23 protein-coding genes, 1 tRNA gene, 2 other RNA genes and 1 pseudogene are annotated in these 23,590 nt (G+C 46.0%); 2 read left to right on the forward strand and 25 right to left on the reverse strand.

Features of this window, described 5'->3' with window-relative positions; all coding sequences use genetic code 11:
* Nucleotides 1-6: 6 nt before the first annotated feature.
* From DESHY_RS03190 to DESHY_RS03205, 4 genes are all read right to left on the reverse strand, one after another.
* Nucleotides 7-753 carry a metal ABC transporter ATP-binding protein gene (locus DESHY_RS03190; RefSeq protein WP_008410373.1) on the reverse strand — a complete coding sequence of 249 codons (747 nt, stop codon included), beginning with the start codon at nucleotides 751-753 and terminating at the stop codon, nucleotides 7-9.
* Between the two features lie 22 nt (nucleotides 754-775).
* On the reverse strand, nucleotides 776-1,210 hold the full coding sequence (locus DESHY_RS03195; protein ID WP_008410374.1) for a Fur family transcriptional regulator: 435 nt from the start codon (nucleotides 1,208-1,210) through the stop codon (nucleotides 776-778).
* A gap of 105 nt (nucleotides 1,211-1,315) precedes the next feature.
* Nucleotides 1,316-1,849, reverse strand: a complete 534-nt coding sequence (locus DESHY_RS03200) for a BON domain-containing protein (RefSeq protein WP_008410375.1) — start codon at nucleotides 1,847-1,849, stop codon at nucleotides 1,316-1,318.
* Nucleotides 1,850-1,932: 83 nt separating this feature from the next.
* Nucleotides 1,933-2,421: a 2-thiouracil desulfurase family protein gene (locus DESHY_RS03205; protein WP_008410376.1), complete on the reverse strand. Its 489-nt coding sequence runs from the start codon at nucleotides 2,419-2,421 to the stop codon at nucleotides 1,933-1,935.
* Between the two features lie 123 nt (nucleotides 2,422-2,544).
* Here DESHY_RS03205 and DESHY_RS03210 point away from each other — a divergent pair, with 123 nt between their 5' ends.
* Nucleotides 2,545-3,543, forward strand: a complete 999-nt coding sequence (locus tag DESHY_RS03210) for a sodium:calcium antiporter (RefSeq protein WP_008410377.1) — start codon at nucleotides 2,545-2,547, stop codon at nucleotides 3,541-3,543.
* 45 nt (nucleotides 3,544-3,588) lie between these two features.
* Here DESHY_RS03210 and ssrS read toward each other — a convergent pair.
* The 3 genes from ssrS to rnpB all read right to left on the reverse strand — a co-directional run bounded on the left by ssrS (nucleotide 3,589) and on the right by rnpB (nucleotide 4,445).
* Nucleotides 3,589-3,765, reverse strand: a non-coding RNA gene (ssrS, locus tag DESHY_RS13475) — 6S RNA.
* A gap of 126 nt (nucleotides 3,766-3,891) precedes the next feature.
* Nucleotides 3,892-3,967, reverse strand: a tRNA-Ala gene (locus DESHY_RS03215).
* Between the two features lie 117 nt (nucleotides 3,968-4,084).
* An RNA gene (gene rnpB, locus DESHY_RS13480) (RNase P RNA component class B) lies at nucleotides 4,085-4,445 on the reverse strand.
* Between the two features lie 333 nt (nucleotides 4,446-4,778).
* Between rnpB and DESHY_RS03220 the strand changes: the two genes are divergently transcribed.
* Nucleotides 4,779-4,985, forward strand: a complete 207-nt coding sequence (locus tag DESHY_RS03220; RefSeq protein ID WP_008410379.1) for a hypothetical protein — start codon at nucleotides 4,779-4,781, stop codon at nucleotides 4,983-4,985.
* Nucleotides 4,986-5,036: 51 nt separating this feature from the next.
* Here DESHY_RS03220 and DESHY_RS03225 read toward each other — a convergent pair whose 3' ends face one another.
* The 18 genes and pseudogenes from DESHY_RS03225 to pfkB form a co-directional block, all read right to left on the reverse strand.
* A complete protein-coding gene (locus tag DESHY_RS03225) occupies nucleotides 5,037-5,774 on the reverse strand; it encodes a TIGR03915 family putative DNA repair protein (RefSeq protein ID WP_008410380.1) in 738 nt (245 codons plus the stop codon).
* Entirely contained in the window at nucleotides 5,775-7,061 is a 1,287-nt protein-coding gene (locus DESHY_RS03230) for a putative DNA modification/repair radical SAM protein (RefSeq protein WP_048817826.1), read from the reverse strand.
* Between the two features lie 640 nt (nucleotides 7,062-7,701).
* Nucleotides 7,702-8,060: pseudogene (locus DESHY_RS03235) on the reverse strand (winged helix-turn-helix domain-containing protein); the annotation flags it as partial.
* Between the two features lie 113 nt (nucleotides 8,061-8,173).
* Nucleotides 8,174-9,052 (reverse strand): beta/alpha barrel domain-containing protein, encoded by an 879-nt coding sequence (locus tag DESHY_RS03240; RefSeq protein ID WP_008410385.1) that lies wholly within the window; start codon nucleotides 9,050-9,052, stop codon nucleotides 8,174-8,176.
* A gap of 29 nt (nucleotides 9,053-9,081) precedes the next feature.
* Nucleotides 9,082-9,708 carry a Fe-only nitrogenase accessory AnfO family protein gene (locus DESHY_RS03245; protein ID WP_008410388.1) on the reverse strand — a complete coding sequence of 209 codons (627 nt, stop codon included), beginning with the start codon at nucleotides 9,706-9,708 and terminating at the stop codon, nucleotides 9,082-9,084.
* A 137-nt stretch (nucleotides 9,709-9,845) separates the two neighbouring features.
* Nucleotides 9,846-10,772 carry a nitrogenase cofactor biosynthesis protein NifB gene (gene nifB, locus DESHY_RS03250; protein ID WP_072866198.1) on the reverse strand — a complete coding sequence of 309 codons (927 nt, stop codon included), beginning with the start codon at nucleotides 10,770-10,772 and terminating at the stop codon, nucleotides 9,846-9,848.
* Nucleotides 10,738-12,186, reverse strand: a complete 1,449-nt coding sequence (locus tag DESHY_RS03255; protein WP_008410394.1) for a nitrogenase component 1 — start codon at nucleotides 12,184-12,186, stop codon at nucleotides 10,738-10,740. Before DESHY_RS03255 ends, nifB begins: the two co-directional genes overlap by 35 nt.
* A 13-nt stretch (nucleotides 12,187-12,199) precedes the next feature.
* Nucleotides 12,200-13,552 carry a nitrogenase iron-molybdenum cofactor biosynthesis protein NifE gene (gene nifE, locus DESHY_RS03260; protein WP_174269694.1) on the reverse strand — a complete coding sequence of 451 codons (1,353 nt, stop codon included), beginning with the start codon at nucleotides 13,550-13,552 and terminating at the stop codon, nucleotides 12,200-12,202.
* Between the two features lie 13 nt (nucleotides 13,553-13,565).
* Nucleotides 13,566-14,957 (reverse strand): nitrogenase molybdenum-iron protein subunit beta, encoded by a 1,392-nt coding sequence (nifK, locus tag DESHY_RS03265; protein ID WP_048817827.1) that lies wholly within the window; start codon nucleotides 14,955-14,957, stop codon nucleotides 13,566-13,568.
* Nucleotides 14,951-16,570: a nitrogenase molybdenum-iron protein alpha chain gene (gene nifD, locus DESHY_RS03270; RefSeq protein ID WP_008410399.1), complete on the reverse strand. Its 1,620-nt coding sequence runs from the start codon at nucleotides 16,568-16,570 to the stop codon at nucleotides 14,951-14,953. The genes nifK and nifD overlap by 7 nt, the downstream gene beginning before the upstream one ends.
* 29 nt (nucleotides 16,571-16,599) lie before the next feature.
* On the reverse strand, nucleotides 16,600-16,980 hold the full coding sequence (locus tag DESHY_RS03275) for a P-II family nitrogen regulator (protein ID WP_008410400.1): 381 nt from the start codon (nucleotides 16,978-16,980) through the stop codon (nucleotides 16,600-16,602).
* A 12-nt stretch (nucleotides 16,981-16,992) separates the two neighbouring features.
* A complete protein-coding gene (locus DESHY_RS03280; protein ID WP_008410402.1) occupies nucleotides 16,993-17,322 on the reverse strand; it encodes a P-II family nitrogen regulator in 330 nt (109 codons plus the stop codon).
* Between the two features lie 55 nt (nucleotides 17,323-17,377).
* Nucleotides 17,378-18,196, reverse strand: coding sequence for a nitrogenase iron protein (nifH, locus tag DESHY_RS03285; RefSeq protein WP_008410403.1), 819 nt, complete (start codon nucleotides 18,194-18,196; stop codon nucleotides 17,378-17,380).
* A 476-nt stretch (nucleotides 18,197-18,672) separates the two neighbouring features.
* Entirely contained in the window at nucleotides 18,673-20,418 is a 1,746-nt protein-coding gene (ptsP, locus tag DESHY_RS03290) for a phosphoenolpyruvate--protein phosphotransferase (protein WP_008410404.1), read from the reverse strand.
* Nucleotides 20,418-20,687: an HPr family phosphocarrier protein gene (locus DESHY_RS03295; RefSeq protein WP_048817828.1), complete on the reverse strand. Its 270-nt coding sequence runs from the start codon at nucleotides 20,685-20,687 to the stop codon at nucleotides 20,418-20,420. Before DESHY_RS03295 ends, ptsP begins: the two co-directional genes overlap by 1 nt.
* A 14-nt stretch (nucleotides 20,688-20,701) precedes the next feature.
* Complete coding sequence (locus DESHY_RS03300) at nucleotides 20,702-21,154, reverse strand: PTS sugar transporter subunit IIA (protein ID WP_008410407.1); 453 nt, start codon at nucleotides 21,152-21,154, stop codon at nucleotides 20,702-20,704.
* A gap of 97 nt (nucleotides 21,155-21,251) precedes the next feature.
* Entirely contained in the window at nucleotides 21,252-22,616 is a 1,365-nt protein-coding gene (locus DESHY_RS03305; RefSeq protein ID WP_008410409.1) for a PTS fructose transporter subunit IIC, read from the reverse strand.
* A gap of 28 nt (nucleotides 22,617-22,644) precedes the next feature.
* On the reverse strand, nucleotides 22,645-23,586 hold the full coding sequence (gene pfkB / locus DESHY_RS03310; RefSeq protein WP_048817829.1) for a 1-phosphofructokinase: 942 nt from the start codon (nucleotides 23,584-23,586) through the stop codon (nucleotides 22,645-22,647).
* Between the last annotated feature and the right edge of the window lie 4 nt (nucleotides 23,587-23,590).

Here is a 23,590-nt window from a genome sequence, read left to right on the forward strand (position 1 = left end):
CACCCCCTATTCGGCTACCTGCAAGGCCAATCTTTTGGCACATATGCCCTCCCTCAGCTGAGCCGGGGAGGTAGTGCTAAACTGACATGTACAGATATATTTGTCTAAACAAACCTGTCGTGTTATCACCGAAGACAGACCTTCCGTTTCGTGAGATACAATAAGAAGAGTCATTTGTTCGGTTTGATTTAATCGATATAAAAGTTTATAAAGGGATTCCTGTGCCGCCTGGTCAACCCCTACGGTAGGTTCATCAAGAATCAATATGGCAGGTTCCGCCGCCAATGCACGGGCGATAAACACCCTTTGCTGCTGTCCGCCGGAAAGAATACTCAACGGCCGGCGACTTAACTCCTTCAAGCCTACCAGTTCCAATACCCTGTCAACCCGGCTGTAGTCACTGCGGGTTAAAAGACGGAAAATTCCCCTTCCGGCTACCCTGCCGGAAGCTACCACTTCTCTTACCGTGGCCGGGAACTGAGGATTATAATGAACCGCCCTTTGTGATACATAGCCGATTTTATATCTGTCCTTAAATTTATTAATATCTTGGCCAAACAACTGCACACTGCCGGTCTGAGGTTTCAATTGACCCAAAATAATTTTCAAAAGAGTGGTTTTACCCGAACCGTTAGGACCTACCAAACCCACAGCCTCACCGCTGTTTATGATTAAATTGATCTGATTAAGAACCGGGTGACAACCATAGGTAAAACTTACGTTTTTTAGTTCTACAACAGGCAGGTTTTGCATGGCTTCTCTCCTTGACACCGGATTATCGAGTTTCAACTGTTTGTTTCTTATCTTTACAGTTTGCACAAATGCCAAAAATTTCAAAACTATGCTTTTCTATTTCAAAATTTTCAACCAGTCGACTATCCATATATGTTAGGGGACAAAAATCAATTTCCTGGGACATCCCGCACTTTGTACAAATTATATGATGGTGATGTTCTTGCTTGTTTAGCTCAAAAAAACTTTTTCTTTCCCCAAAGTTTAGTTCAGAAAGGATACCCAGGTTTAATAAGAGGTTTAGATTGCGGTACACCGTATCCAAACTTAACCCGGGGTAACGCCGGACTATTTTGCTGTGCACTTCTTCCGCACTTAAGTGATGTTTATTGCTTTCTAAAAAAACCCTTAAAATTTCCTGCCGTTGAGGCGTAATTTTTAATCCGGACGATTGTAATTTATCAAGGTAAACATTCATCAGACACTCCTCCTAAATAGGAACTGCTACTAAATAATTATATCATTTAATAACAATTTCAAGACTAAAAAATTAAAAGAGAGCCGGCCAGCTCTCTCTTAAAAATTATTCGTACAGCCCGTCCTTAAAATTAGGATCCTCCCGGTCATTATTAACCTGGCTGTGAAACAAATCCCGCAGGGTTAAATCACCTGCATCCGGCCCGGCACTTAGAGACACCTGACTGATAACATCCCTTACCCCACGGGCTCGGGAAGCTGCTTCCATGGCATTTTGAATTTCTGCCTGGCTGGCCGCACGGCCTCGCAGGTATACCGTCCCCCCTATACTCTCGGCACCGATATTTTTTAAATTAACCCGGTTGTTCTTTAATTCTTCATATACTTCCGCAGTGACTTCGCCGTCGTTTATCTGCCCGTCAGTGCTGATGGCAACACCGTTTTCAATGCTTCGTATGCCTGGTACCCGGGAAACCAGCTCGTGCAGCTGCCTTCTTTCATGCAGTGTATCCACCAGCCCCATAAGGTGCACTTCTCCTTCTTGCACCTGCACTTTAATGCCATAATCCTTCAAACCGTTGGTTTTGTCTATCAAGGCCTGAATTTCTCGCTGTAATTTTTTATCATTACCGGAAACCATAGTTTCATCTCTCCTTCCAGGGATGCTTACTGCTATTATTCCCCCAACCAGGAGAGCTATCATCTTTATATTGATTATTATTTTTACCCAGTTATCTCTTTTAATAATTTTTCTGTTAACTGTTCCTCTGAAAAAACTGTTATGTTGTTTTTTGCCAACAGAGCGGTGGTAACACCCATACCCGGCACCGGCTTGCGACGGACTTCCTGATATCCCGGCTCTCGGTTATAGATCATTGAACTGCCACAAGAAGGACTGCGTTCCTTTAAAACAGCAAACTTCACCCGGTGCTGCAGGGCGATTTGCAAAACTTTATCCGCACCTAGCAAAAACTCAGTTGTAACGTCTTTGCCGCTTTCCGTAAGCAATTTGGTTCGGCCCGCCAGCACATCACAGCCGGTTCCTTGCATAATATCCACCGGTTCACGGGGTGTCGGCAAGCCACCCAATATCTCCGGACAAACAGGAATTGCCAGCCCCTTCTCTACCAGATCTACTATCACCGGCACCTGGTTATTACCTCCGTTATATCGGCAATAAATGCCGGCCAAACAGGCGCTCACTAAAATCATATACCTCTCTCCTTAACTTTCATTATTTGTATATTGCACTATTTTTCCGGCAACTGAAGGAAAAAAAATAATAAGCAAGAATTGTTTTGTTTATTGTTATTAAATAATCCGGAGGTTTTAACATTGACAAACGTCTTGCTGCTTTTGTTTGGGTTAGGTATTATCCTGGTCAGTGCCGAGCTGTTTACAAACGGTGTTGAATGGTTGGGCAAAAAATTACATTTAAATGAAGGTACTGTAGGCAGTATTCTGGCCGCCGTCGGCACCGCCCTGCCGGAGTCCGTCATTCCTATTATAGCTATTTTATCTGCCACCGGCCAAAATGCCATTGATATTGGTATCGGTGCTATTTTGGGGGCGCCTTTTGTTTTATCTACCCTGGCCCTGGCTATTGCAGGGGTAGCCGGTTTACTATGGAAGCGGCACGGCTCCCGGCGCCGGATCATGCACTGCAACAGGTTAGTTATGACCAGGGATTTGCAATTCTTTTTAGGCGCCTATGGGTTGGTCATTATAACTGCTTTTTTGCCCTCTGACCTTAAATACTTCATACCTCCATTATTGCTGGCCATATATGTGATTTATGTTATCAAAACGTTGAAATGCTCTGGCGATACAGAACCCGACAGTGAAATTAACCCATTATTTTTTGCTCGTGCCAAGGCTGATCCTTCACTATTTTTAGTTTTACTGCAAGTAGCCGCGGGATTAGCCGGCATAGTTTACGGCGCCCATTTATTTGTTAATGTTATAGAAAAACTGGCTGCACTTTTAGGAGTTTCCGCTTTTATTTTAGCCTTTGTCATATCACCGATTGCTACAGAATTACCTGAAAAAGTAAACAGCCTGATCTGGATTCGTCAAGGCAAAGACACCTTGGCCTTGGGCAATATAACCGGTGCCATGGTTTTTCAAAGTACCGTTATACCTGCCATGGGAATTGCCCTTACACCTTGGCAATTATCCCCGCCGGCTTTAACCAGTGCCTTGTTGTCAGTTGCGGCAGCCGGTTTTATATGGTATCGTCTTAAATCCACCGGTCAAATCAAACCCCGAACACTGGCCTACAACGGATTATTATACTGTCTTTTCATTGCCGCTTTAGCATATAATTTTTCATAACCGGCACATAAATAAAATCCTCAGAGCAACTCTGAGGATTTTATACATGTTTCCACTTAGCCGTTCGCTCGGTGTTTTTAATACCCGCTTCTCGCAGGTGGGCGCCGCTAAATTGTTTCTACCTTCCGCCAATTATGCGGCCTGGTATACGCAATCTAAGACCAACTCCCTCAAAAACACTGTGGGTTTAAAATCAACAAGCAACGCACAAAGCAGGATTGCCAAGCTTAATAATTAATTTCTGTGAAGTAATAATACCAGATAACAGGCTGACTGACAAGAGCAACAAAGCAACAAAAAATGAGGTGGTGTAACAGCAAAAAGCTCCGATAACCGGAGCTTTTTGAGTGGTGGAGACAAGCGGGATCGAACCGCTGACCTCTTGAATGCCATTCAAGCGCTCTCCCAGCTGAGCTATGCCCCCACGTTTTAAGTTCGCGACCTCGTCCCGACGTTTGTTATTATAGCACGGTTTGTTGAGGTGCGCAAGTATAAATTTTATTTTTTTAACCTTTTTTATAATTATAATTGTCAAAGATACAGCCGTAAGCGAGATTCTGTTTTAGTAGTCATCTATCTAAGGAGAATACTCTCCTTCCCCGCCTGAGCGAGGTGCCCCTACCCGCAGGTGACTAACGCCCCTGCCTATTTGGGTTGCACGCTGGTGGAGTTTACCCTTGCACTCACCGGTCGCCCGGTGACATGGTTTCTGTGGCACTTTACAGTTACTTGCAACTCAGAGAGTTGTTTTCACCGTCGTCAGGTCGCCCTGCCCCGGCTTGCGCCGGGCACCATTTTACACTCGCTGTAATTAACCGGCCTGACGGCCGAAAACTGCAGCAAAGTGTGCGTGTCTCGACTTTCCTCTGCCCCGTTGAACGGAACAGCGACTACCCGCTGTACTTTGACAGTTTTAAAAGGTTTTTAAACTTGCGACACTACTTAAGTATACCCAGATTTGATTAATAATCAAGGCTCAAAATGCTGGATAAATTACAAATTATCCCTAACATTAGAGGTTATTGTTTTTCGTCTGACTGAATAATAATTTTTTTAAGTAAGAATAAAAAAGAATAAATAAAAGCTTAATCTCTAAGAATTATATAATAAATTGCCATATTTATGTATATTTTTCAAATTTATGACCAAAACTCAATTAAGCATCCAAGGGACGGCAGGATTTTTGGCAAACGCGAAGAAGATGTAATAAAGTAACCACAAGGGGGATGATAAGCATGGAAACGCAAAAGGCCAGCTCAGGTTACAGGGTTAATCAGAAAAGTGACGGATCCCTTATCGGTATTGAGGTTATCTGCTGCAACAAGCATATTGGCGAGGTCAGGTTTAAAGACGGTGAAGTTCTGTCCTGCCCGGAATGCGGGATTAAACATAGAATTAAGATTCATCATAATCATTTTCATATTGACCGGGATAATCAGTAATAAAAAAGTCTGCCCTTTGCGGGCGGACTTTTTTGCTGTGGTTCCCTCTGACTAGTTTTTCTCAATAAGGTGCTTCCAATAGCGAACAGGCATAAATTGTCGTTGGAGACGCAGGTTTTGCCTGTCCGCAATGGCCGTGCCGGCAAAATATTGCTTCCACAGCTGTTGGTACATCTCTTCGTCCGCCCCATAGACAGGCTGTTCAGAAAAATTTAAGGACGCAATAAACCATTCCCGCCTGTTGTAAACAGCCGCCAAACTTCTTTTTTGGTCATGTATTATCCAGTTTTGGTCTGCCATCCGCCGGGCAAAATGAGGTGCCAGCAGACTTACAATATTGTGATCCGGTTCACAGGAAGCAAGGTAGATATCTTCTGCCAACAAACGAAAGCGCAGCAAACCCAGCAGGCGATGTCTCTCTTGACACACTTGCCGGTAAACGGCAAGCATCTTGCGCACCGGTTCCCGGAACAAATGACTGTCTACATCCGCCCCCACCTGCCACCCCAGCTGCAGGTAATGATATATTAAGGTAGCAGCATCCTTGAGATCAGAAAGAAAAACATAATATACTTGCCGGAGGGCCTGGGGGGAGATTTTTTCTTCAATAGCCCGGTAAACCTTGTAGAACTTTTCATAATCTGAAATAATTGTTACCGGCCGGCTGAACAGGTTTGCTTCGTATTGATCCTTAGTTATAATATAGGACGGTTTTTCACGCCGGTAATAGGCCTCATAAACAGCTGTCAGAAGTCCTTCAAATGTACCGTCGTAAAGATAGTAGATCATTTACAGTTCTCCTGTAATTGTAGAATACCTGTCTTCCCCGGTTGATTCAGCGAACAGGGAAAGTTGTGTCCAGGAAGTTGTCTTCTTTGGTTTGCCGACCAGCTTTTGTATGATTGCATCTTCCCGAAAAGGAACTTGACCAAAATACTGACCACGGCAAGTAATAAAATAACGTGCTCGTTTCAATACAACACCGATTTTATGTAAATCTTCATACGTCAGGGAATGAAAACGACGGGCAGCAATAATTTTTTGTGCTGACTTAACGCCAATACCAGGCACCCGGAGCAAATGACGGTAATCAGCCTGATTAACCTCAACCGGAAAAAGATGCAAGTTGCGCAGTGCCCAATCTGATTTGGGATCTAATTCCAGTTTGAAATTAGGGCGGGCCTCGGTTAGCAGTTCTTGTGCTTTAAAGCCATAATATCGTAGCAGCCAGTCGGCCTGGTAAAGCCGGTGCTCTCTCTCCAGTGGCGGTGTTGATATGCTGGGTAGTTTGGGATTGCTGGACACCGGGACAAAAGCGGCATAGTAAACCCTTTTTAAATTAAATTTGCTATAGAGGGTTTCGGATAATTTTATTATACTTAGGTCTGAATCCGCAGTGGCTCCCACAATCAGCTGGGTACTTTGCCCTGCCGGAACAAAGGCAGGCGTTTTACGAAATCGCTGTCTTTCCTCCCTGTTGGCAAGAATGTGCGAACCAATTAAACTCATAGGTTGTAAAATACTTTCTCTCCTTTTTTGGGGCGCCAGCAGCTTCAAGCTTTCACTGGAAGGCAGTTCAATATTGACACTCATTCTGTCCACCAGGGTTCCTGCCTCTGCAATCAGCTGCCAATCAGCCCCGGGAATAGCCTTTAGATGAATATATCCGTTAAATTTCCATTCCTTTCTCAGCCGTTTGACTACCTGTACCATAAGTTCCATAGTATGATTGGGATTTTTCCATATGGCTGAGCTCAAAAATAAACCTTCAATGTAATTGCGCCGGTAAAAATTAATCGTTATATCCACCACTTCATCCGGCGTAAAGCAAGCCCTGGGAATATCATTGCTTACCCGGTTAATGCAATAAGCACAGTCGTAAATACAATAGTTGGTAAGCAGAATTTTTAATAAAGAGATGCACCTTCCGTCATCCGCCCAGCTGTGGCAAATACCGCTTTCAGCCGCATTGCCCAGGCCCCCTCTGGAATTTTGACGCCTGCTGCCGCTGGATGAACAGGAAACATCATATTTAGCTGCGGCCGACAGTATATTAAGTTTCTCCAGCAGTTCCACAATATGCACCCCGATAAAAAATTTAACTATACCAAACATATGTTTATTTTATTCAACCTGGTTTCTTTAACTCCTTTTCTATGGCTGGATTTTATTTATATTTTGTATTAACAATTTTTTCGCTCGTTTTAAAACATAAATTTTAAAATTTTTTAATACCATGTATACAACTATGATTTTTGGTACATTCTATACTCAACGGGTACGTAACGGTCGAGCCCAGATTCATATATGCTCTGACCAGGGGTATATATGAATCGGCCGAAGGTTACATGTGGGTCACCACGGCTCATATGTAGCCGGAGGGAAGATCATATACGGTGGGGAAAGGTTTCGTTGCAGTCGTAATCATAAATTGTATGATTGCAGCGTGATCCCAACCTATCGTATGTGGTCGAGCGAAGATCATACAGGGTGCCGCAGGTTCCTGAAAAGGATCTAACGGTTATATGCAGCCGAGAGGTTGCATATAGCTGTACAGGTATCCTGTATGGTCGAACGAACCATTATCATGGGTGGTGAACTGCTTGGTTATGGTCGAAAGATCATAGCTGGGTAATAATCCATTCATGATAGTGCAAGGTAGATCGTTACGTGCTCGTCCTATTTTTTATAAAACTCTCCCTGTCGCTTATGGGGGTTACTTGTTAAAGGGATATCCCGTTCCCCGGAAGGTTTCAATAAACTCCGAGCCGGACGGGTTTTTTTCTGTCTTTTTCCTTATTTTTGGATGTGCCCAGCCGCGGTTGCCGTATCGCCGTAGTAATCTTCACCCCAAATACGGGTGAGAATATGTTCCTTTGAAAAAACAATGCCGGGGTTAGAGGCAAGAAAAACTAACAATTCATATTCCCTGGCAGTCATCTGCACTTCACGGCCGTTGACGTAAACCTTGCCAGAGGCTGTATTAATTTCCAAGCCTTTATGAATGTTTATTTTGGCGGGAACCAGGTTGCCCTTGAGCCGCTCGTGTTTTCTGATGTGGGATTTGATCCTGCTACCGGTTGTAATAATGTCATAAAGAAGCTTCAAAACCCATTTACATGACTTCCTTTGTTTGATGAGGCCATTGTAAAAAAACTATAACCGGGAATAAAATGTTTATAAAAATTCTATAAAATCTCGCGCCACGCACCCGCATGGGGCACGACAAAAAGGTTTGTTTTTTTAAAATATCCGGGGGGAAAATATCTGTTGGTAGCTGCCGCTACATACTGAATCAATTCTTGAAGAATCTGTTCATTAACATTTATTTTAAGACCCTTAACCTGCTGCAAAACCTTCACTATCTCTGCATAAGAAGTATTGCCGGCCCTTTCTCCCAGTCCCAAAATTGTGGTACTGAGATATTTGGCTCCGGCCAGTTGGGCCGCCAGGGCATTGGCGGTGGCCATCCCAAAATCGTTATGGGCGTGCATTTCTACTTCTATTCCTGTCTCCTGAATAATATGTGCTACCTTTTCCCTCGTGGTGAAAGGATCCAGCACACCCAGGGTATCGGCAAAACGCAGGCGACTGGCCCCTTCTTCCCGAGCCAGCATGGCAAATGTAATGAGAAATTGCATAGCCGCCCGGGAAGCATCCTCTGCGCCAATGGTTACGGTGCAGCCGGCTGCTCTGGCATAACTTACAACCTTTCTCACATTATCCAATACCCAGTCCCGGCTGCGGTTCAACTTATATTTTATATGAATGTCAGAAACCGGAGCGGAAATATGCAGGTTGCGGGCGCCACATTCCAACGAAGCTTTCACATCTTTTAGAGTGGCTCGGTTCCAGGTGGTCACCCTGGCCTTTAAATTTAGTGATAAAATTTGATAAATAGCATCCATTTCCAACTTGCCCATTACCGGAATCCCTGCCTCAATCTCATAAACCCCTACTTGGCTTAGTAAGTAAGCTATGTGGACTTTTTCCGCTACAGTAAAGGCAACGCCGGGTGACTGTTCCCCGTCTCTTAGGGTGGTATCAACAAAGTACACCGGTTCCATCTGAGCCACTCCTTTGGAAAATACTTTTACTAATCACAACACTTTTTCGTCATCACTAACTTTACCTCGTTTCGAGTGATAACTTCCGTCCTGCTCTCCAGCTGGTTCAGCAAAATCTCGTTTTCCAGCCATGGGGGGACGTGGTTACAGAGAATTTCCAGGGAATAAAACTTCCCCTGCCGGATAAAAGGCAATAGGACTTGTTTGGAGCTAACACCTAAATTCTTTTCTTGAATTTCTTTGATGGAGATACGATAACAACCGCTGAAGGTCTCTACAGGTGTTGGCAGGATAGTACTGTTCTGCTGGCTGTTTTCCCTTTGCTCTTCTTCTTCTTTGGCCAGAATATAATCAAGAAAATCCAACGGGTTCCCCTCAAATTCCCAGATACTGCAGCCGGATTTCTCCAGTACAAAGTACGGAATACCAGTTATGGAAAGACCTACAAAGGTTTTACAATGGCCTAGGAATTCAATCAGTTCATCCATGATTTCGCGTAAAGCCTTGATATTAAAATTGTCTCCCAGAGAAAAATCTCTTTCCCTGGATACTCGCCAACAGCCCTGATTTCTCTGATAAACCAAAACTTTGCCATTTTGATAAAGACTGGTGGTCTCTCCATTATCACCCATGTATACAGCTATTTCTTTAGGCATCAGAATCTCCCCCTTTCTCCAGGAGTTAGTTGATGTCTATAGTTCCAATCGCTTAATCACTTTGCCCTCTTCAATGTGCTCATCCATAATCTCTTCCACGTCTTCGGGGCTTACACGCCATAACAGACATTGTCCGGTTACATGGCCACTGAATGGTTCTGTTTAATCAGCGAATCCACACCAGCATAAAACTCCTGTGACCGATCTTCACTCAACATGCCGACGGCATCGGCGCGGCACTGCTTGCAATGGCGCATTTGATGTAAATCAATCTGGCATCTATCCCTCATTTGATTCAGTTCTTTTATACTGGTGGGGGGAAGGTTGGCAAAAACACTGCCCTCCGCTGGAATCAGGGGCATAATGTTGGTCATAAAAGCTCCCAGTTGCTTGGCTTTCTTAACCACAGCGGGAATCTCACTGTCGTTGATATCTTTAATCATCACAATGTTCACTTTCACCAGAACACTCTGATGGGCTAGATATTGGATACCGGTTAGTTGATTTTCCAGTAATATACCGGCTCCCGCGGTGCCTTCATATTTTTTCCCTTGGTAATGAACATGCCGGTATATTTTAGCTCCGGTATCCGGGTTAAGGGTATTCATGGTCACTGTTACATGTTTGATACCCAACTCAACAATTTCCGGAGCATAGTGGGGAAGCAGCAAACCGTTGGTGGACAGACAAAAGATCATTTCCGGGTTGGATTGTTTAATCCGTTCAATGGCCTCACAGGTATTTTCCCAGTTGGCTAGAGCATCCCCGGGTCCGGCAATGCCTACCACACTGAGGTTAGGTATTTTCTCCTTAACCACAATAAATTTTTGTTCTGCTGATTCTGGTGTCAGTACTTCACTGGTTACACCGGGCCTGCTTTCATTGACACAATCATACTTGCGGTTGCAATAGTTGCAGGCGATATTGCATTTGGGCGCCACCGGCAGGTGCATACGGGCATACTTGTAATGGGCTTCCATGGAATAGCATGGGTGCCTGCGGGTTTGCTCCCAATGATTGGTTGATTGATTACTGTTTGACGTCTGACGGCATAAACATGACATAATGCTCACCACAACTTTCTGCGGAGAATTCCTGTCCTTCTTGCTCCCCTTGATAAAACATTTGATACATGGACCTCCGGTAATGTTTATGTTTATATTCCAGCAGGGTGTTGGTCACCCGATCAAGGAACATGGTGGTACCCGCATAGCCCACCGATAGCAGGCGCTGCCCACCTGTTCTGTCGTGAATGGGAAAACCGTACCGGACGAGGGGGATACCCTCCTTCTCAGTAAGGTACCTGCCATCCGAGGAACCGATGGCGATATTGGCCCTTCCCCTGCTTTTTTGGCGAATGGTGGTGAAATCTGCTTCGGTTATAACAGTACACCGCACCGGAGAGTTAACCAGTAAATCATCCAATAATTGCTTAAGATTATGGTTTTTACTGCCAGTGGCCACCACTACAGGGTAAATCCCGTTTTCCAGGCAGATTTTCACCACCCCGTAGACGTTTTCCGGCTCACCGAAGATGACACTGCTTCCCTGGGCATTGTATTTATGAGAGTCAATCATACAATCCAGAAGTCTCCCCCGCTCCTGCTCAATGGCAGAAGGCAGATGGTTTCCGGTAAGTTTTATTAACAGGTTAATAAACAAATCAGTATTTTCCACTCCCATTGGCAGCGGAAGATTATACAGGGGTACTCCGAATTCACTTTCCAGATATTTCCCCGGCGACATACTGTCGTCCACCGTCAGGCCAAACTGAATGGTGGCGGCAGCGCCGCCCATGGCAACAATATCTGCCAGTTTGGTGCCACCTTCAGGTATTTTTCGGTAATGTCTTTGATAGGGGCGGTCCAGGGTATCGGAAAAATCGGGCAGCAGGACATACTCCACCTGCATCAGCTGCAGAATTCTCTTGATTTCCCGAATATCCGCGGGGCTAATATTGGGTATAATAACGTTTATTTTGGAATGGGTTTCGGTTTTCCGGGCCAATTTGGTCACAATTCTTCTCAGGGTCAACCAGTACCCCTCGGTATGGGTGCCACCGTACCCGGGGCTGTTTACGGTCACCACCGGTAAATCATTGCATCCCCTTTCCTTCAGGTACACCTGGCTGATCCGGTCTATATCTTCGCCAATAGTTTCGGCCAGACAAGTTGTTAGGATGCCGACCACACCCGGCCGGTAGGCCTTAATGACATTATCCAGCCCCTGCTTTAAATTTTTTTCTCCCCCGTAAATGGTACCCTTTTCATTCAGGGAAGAAGATGCCACATCTACGGGCTCGTTGAAATGCTCGGCCATATGCCGGCGCATGTAGGTGGCGCAACCCTGGGAACCATGGATAATAACCATAGCCTGCTCCAATCCCTTTAAGGCAAGAATTCCTCCCATGGGCATGCACATGTTACAGGGGTTTTCATTAACATTGCAGCAATTTGCAAGACTTTTTTCTCTTTCCAAGGACCTACCCTCCTTACACGTATTGCCAGACCGGTGAGCAAAGGGTGCTATAGACCTCTTTGGCCAAATTTACCGCTCCCACAAAACCGCTCAAAGGATGCTTCCGGTCATGATTGTGATCAATAAACGCGATACCCAGCTTGTAGGCCAGAGGTCTTTCTTTAACGCCTCCCACCAACAGGTGGGCTCCCTTTTCCAACATAAATTTCTCCAACTCCGAAGGGTTGGCGTCATCCAGAATAACAGTCCCCTCATCCACTAAATCGTTGATAGTTTGATATTCTTCCTTGCGCCCGGTCTGGGTGCCGATCATTACCACATCAATGCCGATTTCCCGAAACTGTTTTATGAGAGAGATGGCCTTGAACCCTCCCCCCACGTAAATGGCCGCTTTTTTTCCCTGCAGTCTTTGGCGGTACCAGTCCAGGACCGGCTTTACTTTAGTCGTTTCCCTTTCAATCAGCTCCTCCACCCGGGCCATGATACTCTCATCCCCAAAGTGGGCTGCTATTTTTCTCAAGGATGTCGCAGTATCCTCTAAACCCAAAAATGAGATGTTGAGGTAAGGGATTTGGTACAGTTCTTTCATTCGTTGGGCCAGGTAAATCATGGAACCTGCGCACTGGATCACATTGAGGGATGCCCTGGTAGCATTTTTCAATGCCTTGTAATTGGAATCCCCGGTAAAGGCAACATTCACTTCAATACCGACCTGCTGCAGGTAGTTTTTAATGATCCAGACCTCACCGGCCAGGTTAAAATCCCCCAGGTAATTGATGGTATTGACCCGGGGAGCGCTAGATAATTCGCCCGGTTGAATCAATCGAAGCAGGGCGTCGCAGGCAGCCCGGTAACCAGCGGCTTTGTTTCCGGCAAAGCCGCTGGATTGAACGGGAATCACCTCAATGTTATGTTTTTTTGCTGCGGCCTTGCAAACGGCCTCCAGATCGTCTCCAATTACCCCCACAATACAAGTGGCATAAACAAACACCACTTTGGCAGAGTATTTTGCCACCAGTTCATCTATGGCCCGGGCCAGTTTATTTTCTCCGCCGAAAATTACGTCCTGTTCTTGCAAGTCGGTGGAAAAACTGTTGCGGTATAACTCCGATCCACTACTCAGGCTACCTCGGATATCCCATGTATAACTGGCACAACCAATAGGACCGTGAACCAGATGGATGGCATCGGTAACCGGGTTTAATACAACCCTGGCCCCGCAATATACACAAGCCCGCTGGCTCACACAGCCTGCCACACTGTCGATATCACATTTTAAATGTTTTTTTTGCTTTCCCTTGGTGATAATGGAAGCTTTTCTTTCCTCAAGCACAGTGTCCCATAATACGGGCTCAGGCACATCCATCACCCCTTTCAATTTACATGACCAATTCAAAATCTTCGTCGCTGGCATCCCGGTCTGCCCTGTCCAGTAAGGCGTTGCTGATCATTTCAATCAACCTAATTGCACCTTTGTAACCCACCACCGGCAGGTGGGAATGGACACTTCTGTCCAGGATAGGGAAGCCCAGGCGTACAAAGGGAAGGTCTTCCGCCCTGGCAATATACTTGCCATAGGTGTTACCGATTAAAAGATCAACCTTTTCGTTCTTAATCCACTGGTGCAGTTCAAAGAGGTCTCCGCCGGCCTTGACTCTTCCTTCGATATTCGCTTCTTCTAACAGTTCCCGCACATCATCTTCAAAGTTGCCCAGGGTTGAGCCAATGGCTCCGGCAGTACCGGGTGTGCCAGTTAATACATAAATGGGCTTCATCCCCAGGCTTAAGACAAATTCAGTTATGGCCAGCACGATATCAGGATCTCCAAAGATGGCTACTTTCTTACCGTGGAAGTGAAAATGGGTGTCGGTCATGATATCTACCAGTTGGCCCCGCTCCTCTTCCAGCTCGTAGGGTATTTCCACGGCAAACCGGCTGCGCAGGGTCATCAACAACTGGTCGGTGGCCTTGATGCCGATGGGTGTCTTTAAAACAATGGCGGGCACTTGACACTTTCTTTCCAACTGGTTAGCTGCATCGGCGGAAGCGTAACTGCCCAGGGCGATGGTCACTTTGGAATTCCCCGTGTCTTTCAGGTCTGCCAACCGGGTGCCGCCCCGGGGATACATGACATACTCCCCGGTCATAGGGGAATCCACCACCCCGGAGGTATCCGGAAACATGATGAATTTAATTCCCATGGTATTTATAATCCTTTTAATTTCCCTCATATCCCCTGGATTTACAAAGCCGGGAATGATATTCGCCTGATTTTTTTTGGTTTCCAAGGTAGCTTCCGACAGATAGTTAACCATACCTTTGGTCATGTTGGAAAAACCGGTTACATGAGACCCCTGATAACTGGGGGTATTGGCATGAATTACCACCTTCTCTTCGGGAATCTCAGCTGTACGGATTATGGTGGGCAGGTCATCGCCGATAGTCTCGGACAAACAGGTAGTATGCACCGCCATAATATCCGGATTGTAGATAGCAAATACGTTTTTAATGGCTGTTTTCAAGTTGGCCCCGCCGCCGAAGACCGATGCCCCTTCGGTAAAGGAACTGGTGGACGCCATAATAGGATCCCGAAAATGCCTGGTTAAATGCATCCGGTGATAGGAGCAGCAACCCTGGGACCCATGGCTGTGGGGCAGGCATTTGTGGATGCCTAGGGCGGCGTACATGGCACCGATGGGCTGGCAGGTCTTGGCCGGGTTGATGGCGCCCCCGGTACGTTCTTTAATTTCCTTTGGAGTGCAGTCTAACATTTTGAGCATCCTCCTTCCGCAATGATTCCTTCCAGTAGGGGTTCATTCTTCCAGGGCGGAGTAATGAAATTCCAAGTGGGCGAGGTAAAAGCCATCGCAATATCCCTGGCAAAATTGACGGCACCGTTAAAACCGGCATAGGGGCCGCTGTAATCATAGGAGTGAAGCTGCTTGGACGGAATACCCATTTTTTGCACCACATATTTATCTTTAATGCCGGAGGAAAAAATGTCAGGTTTCAACAGCCTGATAAATTCTTCCGTCTCAAAGTGGTTCAGGTCATCCACGATAATACTGCCGTCTTTCATCTCGATATTCATACCCTTGTAATTACTTAATGGAATTTTTTTCTTCAACTCTTCCATCCGTTCCGGGGAAATCTTCAGCCGGAATCTTCGCTCGTCCGGAGTTACATGAAGATCCGGAATATTTTTGGTGTCGGCGTCCAGTTTGATCTCAGGGATAACATCCCGGCCTTCGTAATCATCCCGGTGGGCAAACTCGTAACCCGCCAGAACCGTCTCAATGCCCAACTCGGCATACAGTCCCTGGTAATGGTGTCCCCGGGAACCTCCCACAAAGCAGAAGGCGGTTTTCCCCTGGCAAATTTTCTTATATTGCCCCAGGATCGGTTCCACCCGGGCCAGTTCCCGTGCAATGACCTCTTCGGTTTTCTGAATTAAGGCCGGGTCGCCAAAATATAGGGCCATATTTCTAAGTGAATCAATGGTGTCCTGAACACCGATAAAGTTCACCTTCAGCCATGGTGTGCCGTATTTGGTTTCCAGCATATCGGCAATATAGTTAATGGAACGGTGGCATTGCACCAGATTCAGTTCAGCGACGTGGGCATTTTTCAGTTCTTCGTAGGAACCGTCCCCGGTCATCACCGCGATCACCGTATAGCCAATTTCCTTAAGAATTCTTTCTACTTCCCAGCTGTCGCCGCCAATGTTGTATTCGCCCAGGATATTAATTGGGTACTTGCCGGGAGCCTCTTCCCAATCCCCCTGGCCGATTACCCCCTCCATTAGGCCGTTATTGGCAATGTGGTGCCCGGCGGATTGACTGACACCTTTGTAACCTTCACAGTTGAAGGCCAGAATAGGAATGCCGTGTTTTTCCTGGGCTGCTTTGGCTACTGCCTGCAGGTCATCCCCGATTAATCCTACCGGGCAGGTGGCGGAAATAGTAATGGCATTGGGCTTAAAAATCTCCATCACTTCATCAATCATGCGGGCCAGTTTCTTCTCACCGCCAAACACGATATCACTTTCCTGCATATCGGTGGATACACAGTAGTTGATAAAATTTTTGGTGGGATCTTCGGATTTGGCCTTATTGCGCCGGGCACCCCAGGTATAAAAGGCACAGCCGATGGGACCGTGTACAATATGAATGACATCCTTTAACGGTCCCAAAACAACCCCTTTGCAACCGGCAAAGGCACAGCCACGGTTAGTAATAATACCGGGAATGGTTCTGGTGTTGGCCTCAATCTCCTGGCGGGCCAGGGCTGAGTCCTTGATAATTATGTGCTTTTTGCGATTTCTTTTTACCTTGGAGGGGTATTGGTTCAACATTTCCTCCAACACTTTTTGGTTAATCGCCATCCGCTACACCTCCTTTTAAATATCACCTGTTAGACGGCAGCTTCTCCCTGTTCCCCAGTCCTGATCCGCAGGGCATCCAGCACCGGCGCAACAAAGATTTTGCCGTCTCCGTTATGGCCTTCTTTATTGACTTTGATGATGGTGTTAACAACTTTTTCGACGTCCCCATCCTGCACCAAAATAGTTAGCATCCGCTTGGGAATCAGCCGAGCCCCCTGGGCCAGGCCTTCAGCCAGCAGGCCGCCGATTTCTTCTTTAGTCCCCAATTCATTAATGATGGAAAAGTCCACCTGCATCTTACCCCGGCCCATCACCTTCATGGCGTGCATGCCGCAGATGCCAATGTCTGCCAGTGCTTTTTTGGTGGTATTTACTTTATTCATCCGGATAACGGCAATGATTTCTTTCATACCGGTACCCTCCTACAGGCCCTTGGTGCCGCTGCTGATGGTGTAAGCTTCTTCCACTGAACTGACAAAGATTTTCCCGTCACCAAAGGCGCCTTTTTCGCCAGTTTTGGCATATTTAGCAATGATATTGATAACATCATCCTTATCCTTTTCATCCTGTACCACCAGCATCAGTAATTCTTTTGGAATTTCATCATAAACAACTTCCCCTACTTTAACCCCCCTCTGTTTACCCCGGCCCACCACATCCATCTTGGTGATCGCCGGAAACCCGGCGTTGTTTAACTCGGCTAAGATAAAATTGGTTTTCTCGGGTCTTACAATGGCTCTAATCATAAACATAAGTATCAACTCCTCACTAAGATTTCTCGTAATCCTTAAAAGCGGTAAGGGCAGCTTAATCCAGAATGCCGTAGGTCATTAACAATTCTTCCAGGCGGTCCTGGCTCATGGGCTTAGGAATTACAAACATGTCATTGTTATCGATGTTCCTGGCCAGGGTTCGGTACTCGTCGGCCTGGGGGTGTACAGGGTCATAATCAATAACGGTTTTCCTGTTAATTTCCGCCCGCTGAACCATATTGTCCCTTGGTACAAAATGAATTAACTGGGAACCAAGTTCCTTGGCAAAGGCCGTCAACAATTCTAATTCATTGTCGACCCGACGGCTGTTACAGATAATGCCGCCCAGGCGAACACCGCCGGAATGGGCGTATTTTTGAATGCCCTTGGAAATGTTGTTGGCGGCGTATAAGGCCATCATTTCACCGGAGGCCACAATATAGATTTCCTGGGCCTTACCTTCCCGGATGGGCATGGCAAAACCGCCGCACACTACGTCCCCCAGGACATCGTAAAAGACGTAATCCAGGTCGGGAGTATAAGCCCCCAGGGACTCCAGCAGGTTAATGGAAGTGATGATGCCCCGACCAGCGCAGCCGACGCCTGGTTCCGGGCCGCCAGATTCCACACATAGGGTGCCGCCATAGCCCTGCCGCATGATGTCCTCCAGTTCAATGTCTTCCCCCTCGTCCCTTAGGGTATCCAATACCGTCTTTTGGTTTAAACCGTGTAAAAGCAGCCGAGTTGAGTCAGCTTTAGGGTCACAGCCCACCACCATGATTTTTTTACCGGCCTCTGCCAGGGCGGCCACCGTATTCTGGGTAGTTGTTGACTTTCCAATACCACCTTTACCATAGATCGCAATCTGTCTCATAAGACTTCCTCCTTTTCTTTCTTCTTGTTTTAAAAGAAAAGGGCCACCAGAAACCGAGCACGGTCTCCGGCAGCCCCAACGCCACACTTACATCAATGTATATATAGGAAGGTTTTTCCCAAAAAAATAAGGCACTGGTTGTTCACCAGCACCTTCGCCTTTTGACTTGATACTTCAATGTATCTCTTAAATTTGAAATTGATTATAACATTGAAAAACAGCAATTTCAACAGGTCGCCCTCAAGAATACAGTACACGAACTATATTCTTAATTTTCTGCACACTTGCCAGATGAAAAAGAAACTGATTGATAAGGAAGTTGTCCGATTGGCTGTCCATAAAATTGCTATGTGATTTTAAGTTTCGGTGTGTCATTATATCCGTCAACTTTAGGTTATCATTGCAGCGTTAAAAACAGTAAGTATAAAAAAAGAGAGCATCTGCTCTCCCCACTTGCAAAAACAAAATCCTTTGCATTACAACAGGTTTTTTATTTTATGAAACTGCTCCAATTTTTTGCGGACCTCATCTGTGGTTGCAAGTTGCATCACATCATGCAGCAGCTCCTGGCATTCCTGACGGGTAACCCTTGAAATAACTTGTTTAACTTTTTTAATAGAACCTGCTACCATACTCCATTCATCCAGGCCCAATCCGATGAGCAGAGGAGCTGCCAAAGGATCCCCGGCCATGCCCCCGCACATTCCGGTCCACTTCCCGGCCCGATGGGATGCGTCAATTACATTTTTAACAAGGCTGATAACAGCCGGGTGAAGGTGGTCATACAAGTAACTTACCTTTTCATTCATACGATCAACGGCGAGGGTATATTGCACCAGATCATTGGTGCCGATACTGAAGAAATCAACCTCTTTGGCAAACTGCGCGGCTAAAATAGCTGTTGAAGGTACTTCAACCATAATTCCTACTTCAATGGACGGGTCAAAGTCCACTCCCTCTTTAGTTAAAGATATTTTGACTTCTTCCAGGATTAACTTGGCTTGCCTCCATTCTTCCAGGCTGGCTATCATGGGGAACATTATTTTCACTTGGCCAAAGGCACTGGCGCGCAGGATAGCTCGCAGTTGGGTAACCATTAATTCCCGCTGATCCAAGCACAGACGAATGGCACGGTAGCCAAGAAAAGGATTCATTTCCTTGGGCAGAGAAAGGTAGGGCAGTTCTTTATCTCCCCCTATATCCAGGGTGCGAATAATAACCGGCCGTTTGCCCATAACAGCAACAACTTGTTTATAAGCGGCGAATTGTTTTTCTTCCGATGGCATCTGGGTTTCATTCATAAAAAGAAATTCTGTGCGGTAAAGCCCGATCCCTTCAGCCCCCTGTTCCAAGGCCAATTTTGCTTCCGTGGGAGTGCCAATATTGGCGGCAATTTCTACCTGAAAGCCATCCATTGTAACGGCCGGTTGGAAGGCAAAGGCCGCCAGCTGACGCAGGGCCTGTTCTTCTTTTTCTTTCTTTTCTTGGTATTGTTTAACAAGGGAGGAATCTGGGTTTATAATACACTCACCGGTACCGCCGTCGATAACAAGAAAATCATTGTGATGAATTTGTTCAATGGCTTCGCCAAGACCTACAATAGCAGGAATACCAAGGGAGCGGGCCAGGATAGCAGTATGAGATGTTTTGCCGCCGACGCGGGTAACAAAACCCAAAATATATTTTTTGTTTAATTGAACAGTATCCGAAGGGGCCAAGTCATCTGCCACCAATATTACTTCTTCTTTAATCTCTGCTAATTGCACGCCCCTCTTGCCCTGCAGGCAAAAAATAAGCCTTTTTCCCAGGTCTCTGACGTCAGCCGCCCTTTCTCGCAGGTATTGGTCATTCATGCCCTCAAACAACTTAGCATATCGCTCAACTATTTCTGTTACGCCTTTTTCTGCACTAAAGTTTTGTTCGCGCACAACTTTTTCCATGGCTGGACAAAAGGCCGGATCATTCAAGAAAGCCTGTTGCGCCATTAAGATAGCGGCTTTATCCTTACCCAACTCATTTCTGGCACGCTCAATTAGCTCTTGCAGTTCCTGGTATGCTTTTTCTCTGGCTGCTTTTAACCGTTCAATCTCATGCTCAACTTCATCTGCAGATATGTTTGTACGGCTGGGTATATCTTGATAATTTTGTGATTTGTAAAGAAGCACTCTGCCTAAACGTATTCCTTCTGAAACACCGGTGCCCCTGATAGTTATTCCTGTCATCAGACTTCACCAAATCCTTGTTCCACCAGTTCCACCAATGCAGCTACTGCCTGCGCCTCATCTTCACCATTGGCCTCAATGGTTATCTTTGTTCCTTTGGTAAGACCAAGACTCATCATGCCCAGAATGCTTTTAGCATCTCCTGCCGCTCCGTCCTCTTTTATTACTTTAATTGAGGACTGAAATTCACTGGCTTTTTGAGTGAAAAGTTGGGCCGGACGGGCATGTAAACCGGTTTCATTGATAATCGTTACTTCCTTCTTTACCACGATATAAACCTCCATTAAATGGTTTCTAATGCCTGCATAACTTCTTCCGGAGACTTTGCTTCATAGAGCCGGTTGCGAAATTCTTGGTGCATAAGCTGTCTGGCAATAGCAGCCAATATCTGTAGGTGCTCATTGCCTGCCTGCGCCGCCGGAACGGCGATTAAAAATACCAGGGATACCGGCTGGCCGTCTAAAGATTGCCAATCTACCGGCTGGGCCAGTTTAGCAAAACCCAAAGCAGGTCTGACAACGCCGGCGGATTTACCATGGGGAATGGCTACACCAAAACCTACTCCGGTGGTTCCCTTTTGCTCACGTTCCAAAACCGTTTGGATATAGTCTTCTTGGTTGGTTACCGCACCTGTTTTAACCATCTGTTCAACCATTTTGGCAATACATTCTTGTTTGTTTGATACAGCAAGGGAAAGTTGGATGGTTTCTTTGTTTATAATGCCTGCTAACTTCATCTAAAATACCCCCTGCATTTTACAGTTTTGTTTTTACCTGATAAAACCTTATTGAAATATGGAATGGGGGATAACCCCCATTCCCTTTACCCACTTGTTACGCATTACGTTTCAATATATTAACCAGCAGGGCGGTAACCACCGTCCCCACAGCAATGGCCATAACATACAGACCAAGGTTTCCTACTGCATGGGGAATTGGCAGTACAAAAATTCCGCCATGGGGGGCACGCAAGGTGGCACCAAACATCATTGAAAGAGCACCTGTAACGGCAGAGCCGGCCATAATAGCAGGAATAACCCGAACAGGATCGGCTGCTGCAAAAGGAATTGCTCCCTCTGTAATAAATGAGATACCTAAGGCGGCAGCTGCTTTGCCTGCTTCCCTTTCTTCAACAGTATATTTTTTGGGCGCAAGCAGCGTTGCCAGCCAGAGACCTAAAGGAGGTGTCATACCTGCAGCCATTATTGCAGCCATTGGTTCGTAAATGCCGCTACCTAAAAGTCCCACACCAAAAGTATAAGCTGCCTTGTTAACCGGTCCTCCCATATCAAAGGCCATCATGGCGCCTAAAAGAAGCCCTAAGAAAACTGCATTGGTGCCGGTTAACCCGGACAACCAGTGAGTCAGACCATCCATAATAGACTTCACAGGCCCGCCGATAACATAGATAATGAGAAGACCGGTTACCAGGGTGGCAAAAAAGGGAATGATTAAAATTGGCTTTAATCCTTCAAGGTTTCTGGGCAGCTTAATTGTTTGCTTTAACCATAAGGCAATGTATCCGGCAATAAAACCGGCAATTATGCCGCCCAGGAAGCCGGCTCCTATTTTTGAGGCCAGCATTCCGCCGACTAAACCAGGGGCAAGACCAGGCTTTTCTGCAACGGAAAAAGCAATATAACCGGCCAGTACAGGTACCATCAGGGCAAAGGCGGCGCCGCCCCCGATATCCATCAAAGCGGCAGCCAAGGTACCCTGTTGTTTAAATGCTTCAATGCCAAAAATAAAGGAAATAGCAATAATTAATCCACCGGCGGCCACCAGAGGAATCATAAAAGAAACCCCGTTCATTAAGTGTTTGTAAGCGCCGGTACGTTGCGCGGTTCGCTCAGCTTTAGTTTTTTCCACCGCAGCAACATAGTCTTGGGCGACCGGTTTTTTATTTAAGGCCTCTTCAAGAAGCTTGTCCGGGTTTTTAATAGCTTCCCCAACAGAAGCTTTTACGATGGGCTTGCCAACAAAGCGTCCTTCATCAGCATCGGTATCCGCTGCTATGATGATGGCATGGGCGCCGGCTATATCGTCCTCTGTTAAGCCATTTTCAACCCCAACAGCACCGCGGGTTTCAACCTTACACTCAATATTTTTTTGTTCGGCCGCCTTCTGCAAAGCCTCTGCTGCCATATAAGTGTGGGCAATGCCGGTGGGACATGCTGTAACAGCCAAAATCTTTTTCATTTTTCTCCCCCCGTTATAGTTTGCTTTTCTAAGGTTCAATCCATGTAGCTTGTACCTTATTTAATTGTAATTGCACTTCGTTCAGGGAACAGACTTCGGTGCCGGGTTTGGAAGCTGTAACCGTTCCTGCTACGGTAGCCAGTCGTGCTGTTTCTACCAGGCTTTTATTTTGCAATATGGCGTAGGCCATGGCAGCAACCATTGAATCTCCTGCTCCCACCGTACTTTGGGGAATAATGGAAAAAGGGGTTACGATATAAGCTTCATCTTTTGCCATTGCAATGGTCCCTTCACTGCCCCGGGAAATAACCACGATGGTGATTCCTGCTTTGATTAACTCCTGGCCGGCAGCTACGATTTCCTTTTCTGTTGTCAGGGGGCGTCCCATTAACCCTGCTAATTCATGTACATTGGGCTTTACGGCAAAAGGACATGCTTTAATGCCTTCCTCCAACGCCAAACCATCCGCATCGAGAATGGTTTTTACATTATACTCTCTGGCCAAACTAATATAATCAGCGTAGATGGTTGGCGGTACCCCCCGGGGCAAACTGCCGCCCAACACCAGGACGGCTGTATTTTGCAAAAGATGCCGCAGTTTTTTACGGAAACTTGCTAAATGTTCATCCAATACCACAAAACCAAGCTCATTTATTTCAGTTGTAAATTTGGTTTGGTTGTCAACAATTTTTAAGTTGGTACGGGTGACGCCAGGAACATTGATAAAGTCTGTTTTAATTCCCAGTTTTTGCAAACTTCTTTGCAAAAACTCCCCTTCGGAACCAAGAAAACCTGTAGCAATTACATCAACAGAAAATTTTTTTAGTACCTTGGCTACATTAATACCTTTCCCCCCGGGATCTAATCGTACTTGTTCCACACGATTTAAGCCACCAACTTCCAACTGAGGAATCGTGATGGTTTTATCGAGTGCAGGGTTTAATGTAACTGTTACGACTTTAGACTGCATGTAG

Source organism: Desulforamulus hydrothermalis Lam5 = DSM 18033 (assembly GCF_000315365.1).
Taxonomy (GTDB): domain Bacteria; phylum Bacillota; class Desulfotomaculia; order Desulfotomaculales; family Desulfotomaculaceae; genus Desulfotomaculum; species Desulfotomaculum hydrothermale.

What these genes read in the sequence shown, in the direction of transcription:
- DESHY_RS03190 (WP_008410373.1), bottom strand. Translation starts at nt 753, where the DNA reads ATGCAAAACCTGCCTGTTGTAGAACTAAAAAACGTAAGTTTTACCTAT.
- DESHY_RS03195 (WP_008410374.1), bottom strand. Translation starts at nt 1,210, where the DNA reads ATGAATGTTTACCTTGATAAATTACAATCGTCCGGATTAAAAATTACG.
- DESHY_RS03200 (WP_008410375.1), bottom strand. Translation starts at nt 1,849, where the DNA reads ATGGTTTCCGGTAATGATAAAAAATTACAGCGAGAAATTCAGGCCTTG.
- DESHY_RS03205 (WP_008410376.1), bottom strand. Translation starts at nt 2,421, where the DNA reads ATGATTTTAGTGAGCGCCTGTTTGGCCGGCATTTATTGCCGATATAAC.
- DESHY_RS03220 (WP_008410379.1), top strand. Translation starts at nt 4,779, where the DNA reads ATGGAAACGCAAAAGGCCAGCTCAGGTTACAGGGTTAATCAGAAAAGT.
- DESHY_RS03225 (WP_008410380.1), bottom strand. Translation starts at nt 5,774, where the DNA reads ATGATCTACTATCTTTACGACGGTACATTTGAAGGACTTCTGACAGCT.
- DESHY_RS03240 (WP_008410385.1), bottom strand. Translation starts at nt 9,052, where the DNA reads ATGGAACCGGTGTACTTTGTTGATACCACCCTAAGAGACGGGGAACAG.
- DESHY_RS03245 (WP_008410388.1), bottom strand. Translation starts at nt 9,708, where the DNA reads ATGCCTAAAGAAATAGCTGTATACATGGGTGATAATGGAGAGACCACC.
- nifB (WP_072866198.1), bottom strand. Translation starts at nt 10,772, where the DNA reads ATGTCATGTTTATGCCGTCAGACGTCAAACAGTAATCAATCAACCAAT.
- nifE (WP_174269694.1), bottom strand. Translation starts at nt 13,552, where the DNA reads ATGGATGTGCCTGAGCCCGTATTATGGGACACTGTGCTTGAGGAAAGA.
- nifK (WP_048817827.1), bottom strand. Translation starts at nt 14,957, where the DNA reads ATGTTAGACTGCACTCCAAAGGAAATTAAAGAACGTACCGGGGGCGCC.
- nifD (WP_008410399.1), bottom strand. Translation starts at nt 16,570, where the DNA reads ATGGCGATTAACCAAAAAGTGTTGGAGGAAATGTTGAACCAATACCCC.
- DESHY_RS03275 (WP_008410400.1), bottom strand. Translation starts at nt 16,980, where the DNA reads ATGAAAGAAATCATTGCCGTTATCCGGATGAATAAAGTAAATACCACC.
- DESHY_RS03280 (WP_008410402.1), bottom strand. Translation starts at nt 17,322, where the DNA reads ATGTTTATGATTAGAGCCATTGTAAGACCCGAGAAAACCAATTTTATC.
- nifH (WP_008410403.1), bottom strand. Translation starts at nt 18,196, where the DNA reads ATGAGACAGATTGCGATCTATGGTAAAGGTGGTATTGGAAAGTCAACA.
- ptsP (WP_008410404.1), bottom strand. Translation starts at nt 20,418, where the DNA reads ATGACAGGAATAACTATCAGGGGCACCGGTGTTTCAGAAGGAATACGT.
- DESHY_RS03300 (WP_008410407.1), bottom strand. Translation starts at nt 21,154, where the DNA reads ATGAAGTTAGCAGGCATTATAAACAAAGAAACCATCCAACTTTCCCTT.
- DESHY_RS03305 (WP_008410409.1), bottom strand. Translation starts at nt 22,616, where the DNA reads ATGAAAAAGATTTTGGCTGTTACAGCATGTCCCACCGGCATTGCCCAC.
- pfkB (WP_048817829.1), bottom strand. Translation starts at nt 23,586, where the DNA reads ATGCAGTCTAAAGTCGTAACAGTTACATTAAACCCTGCACTCGATAAA.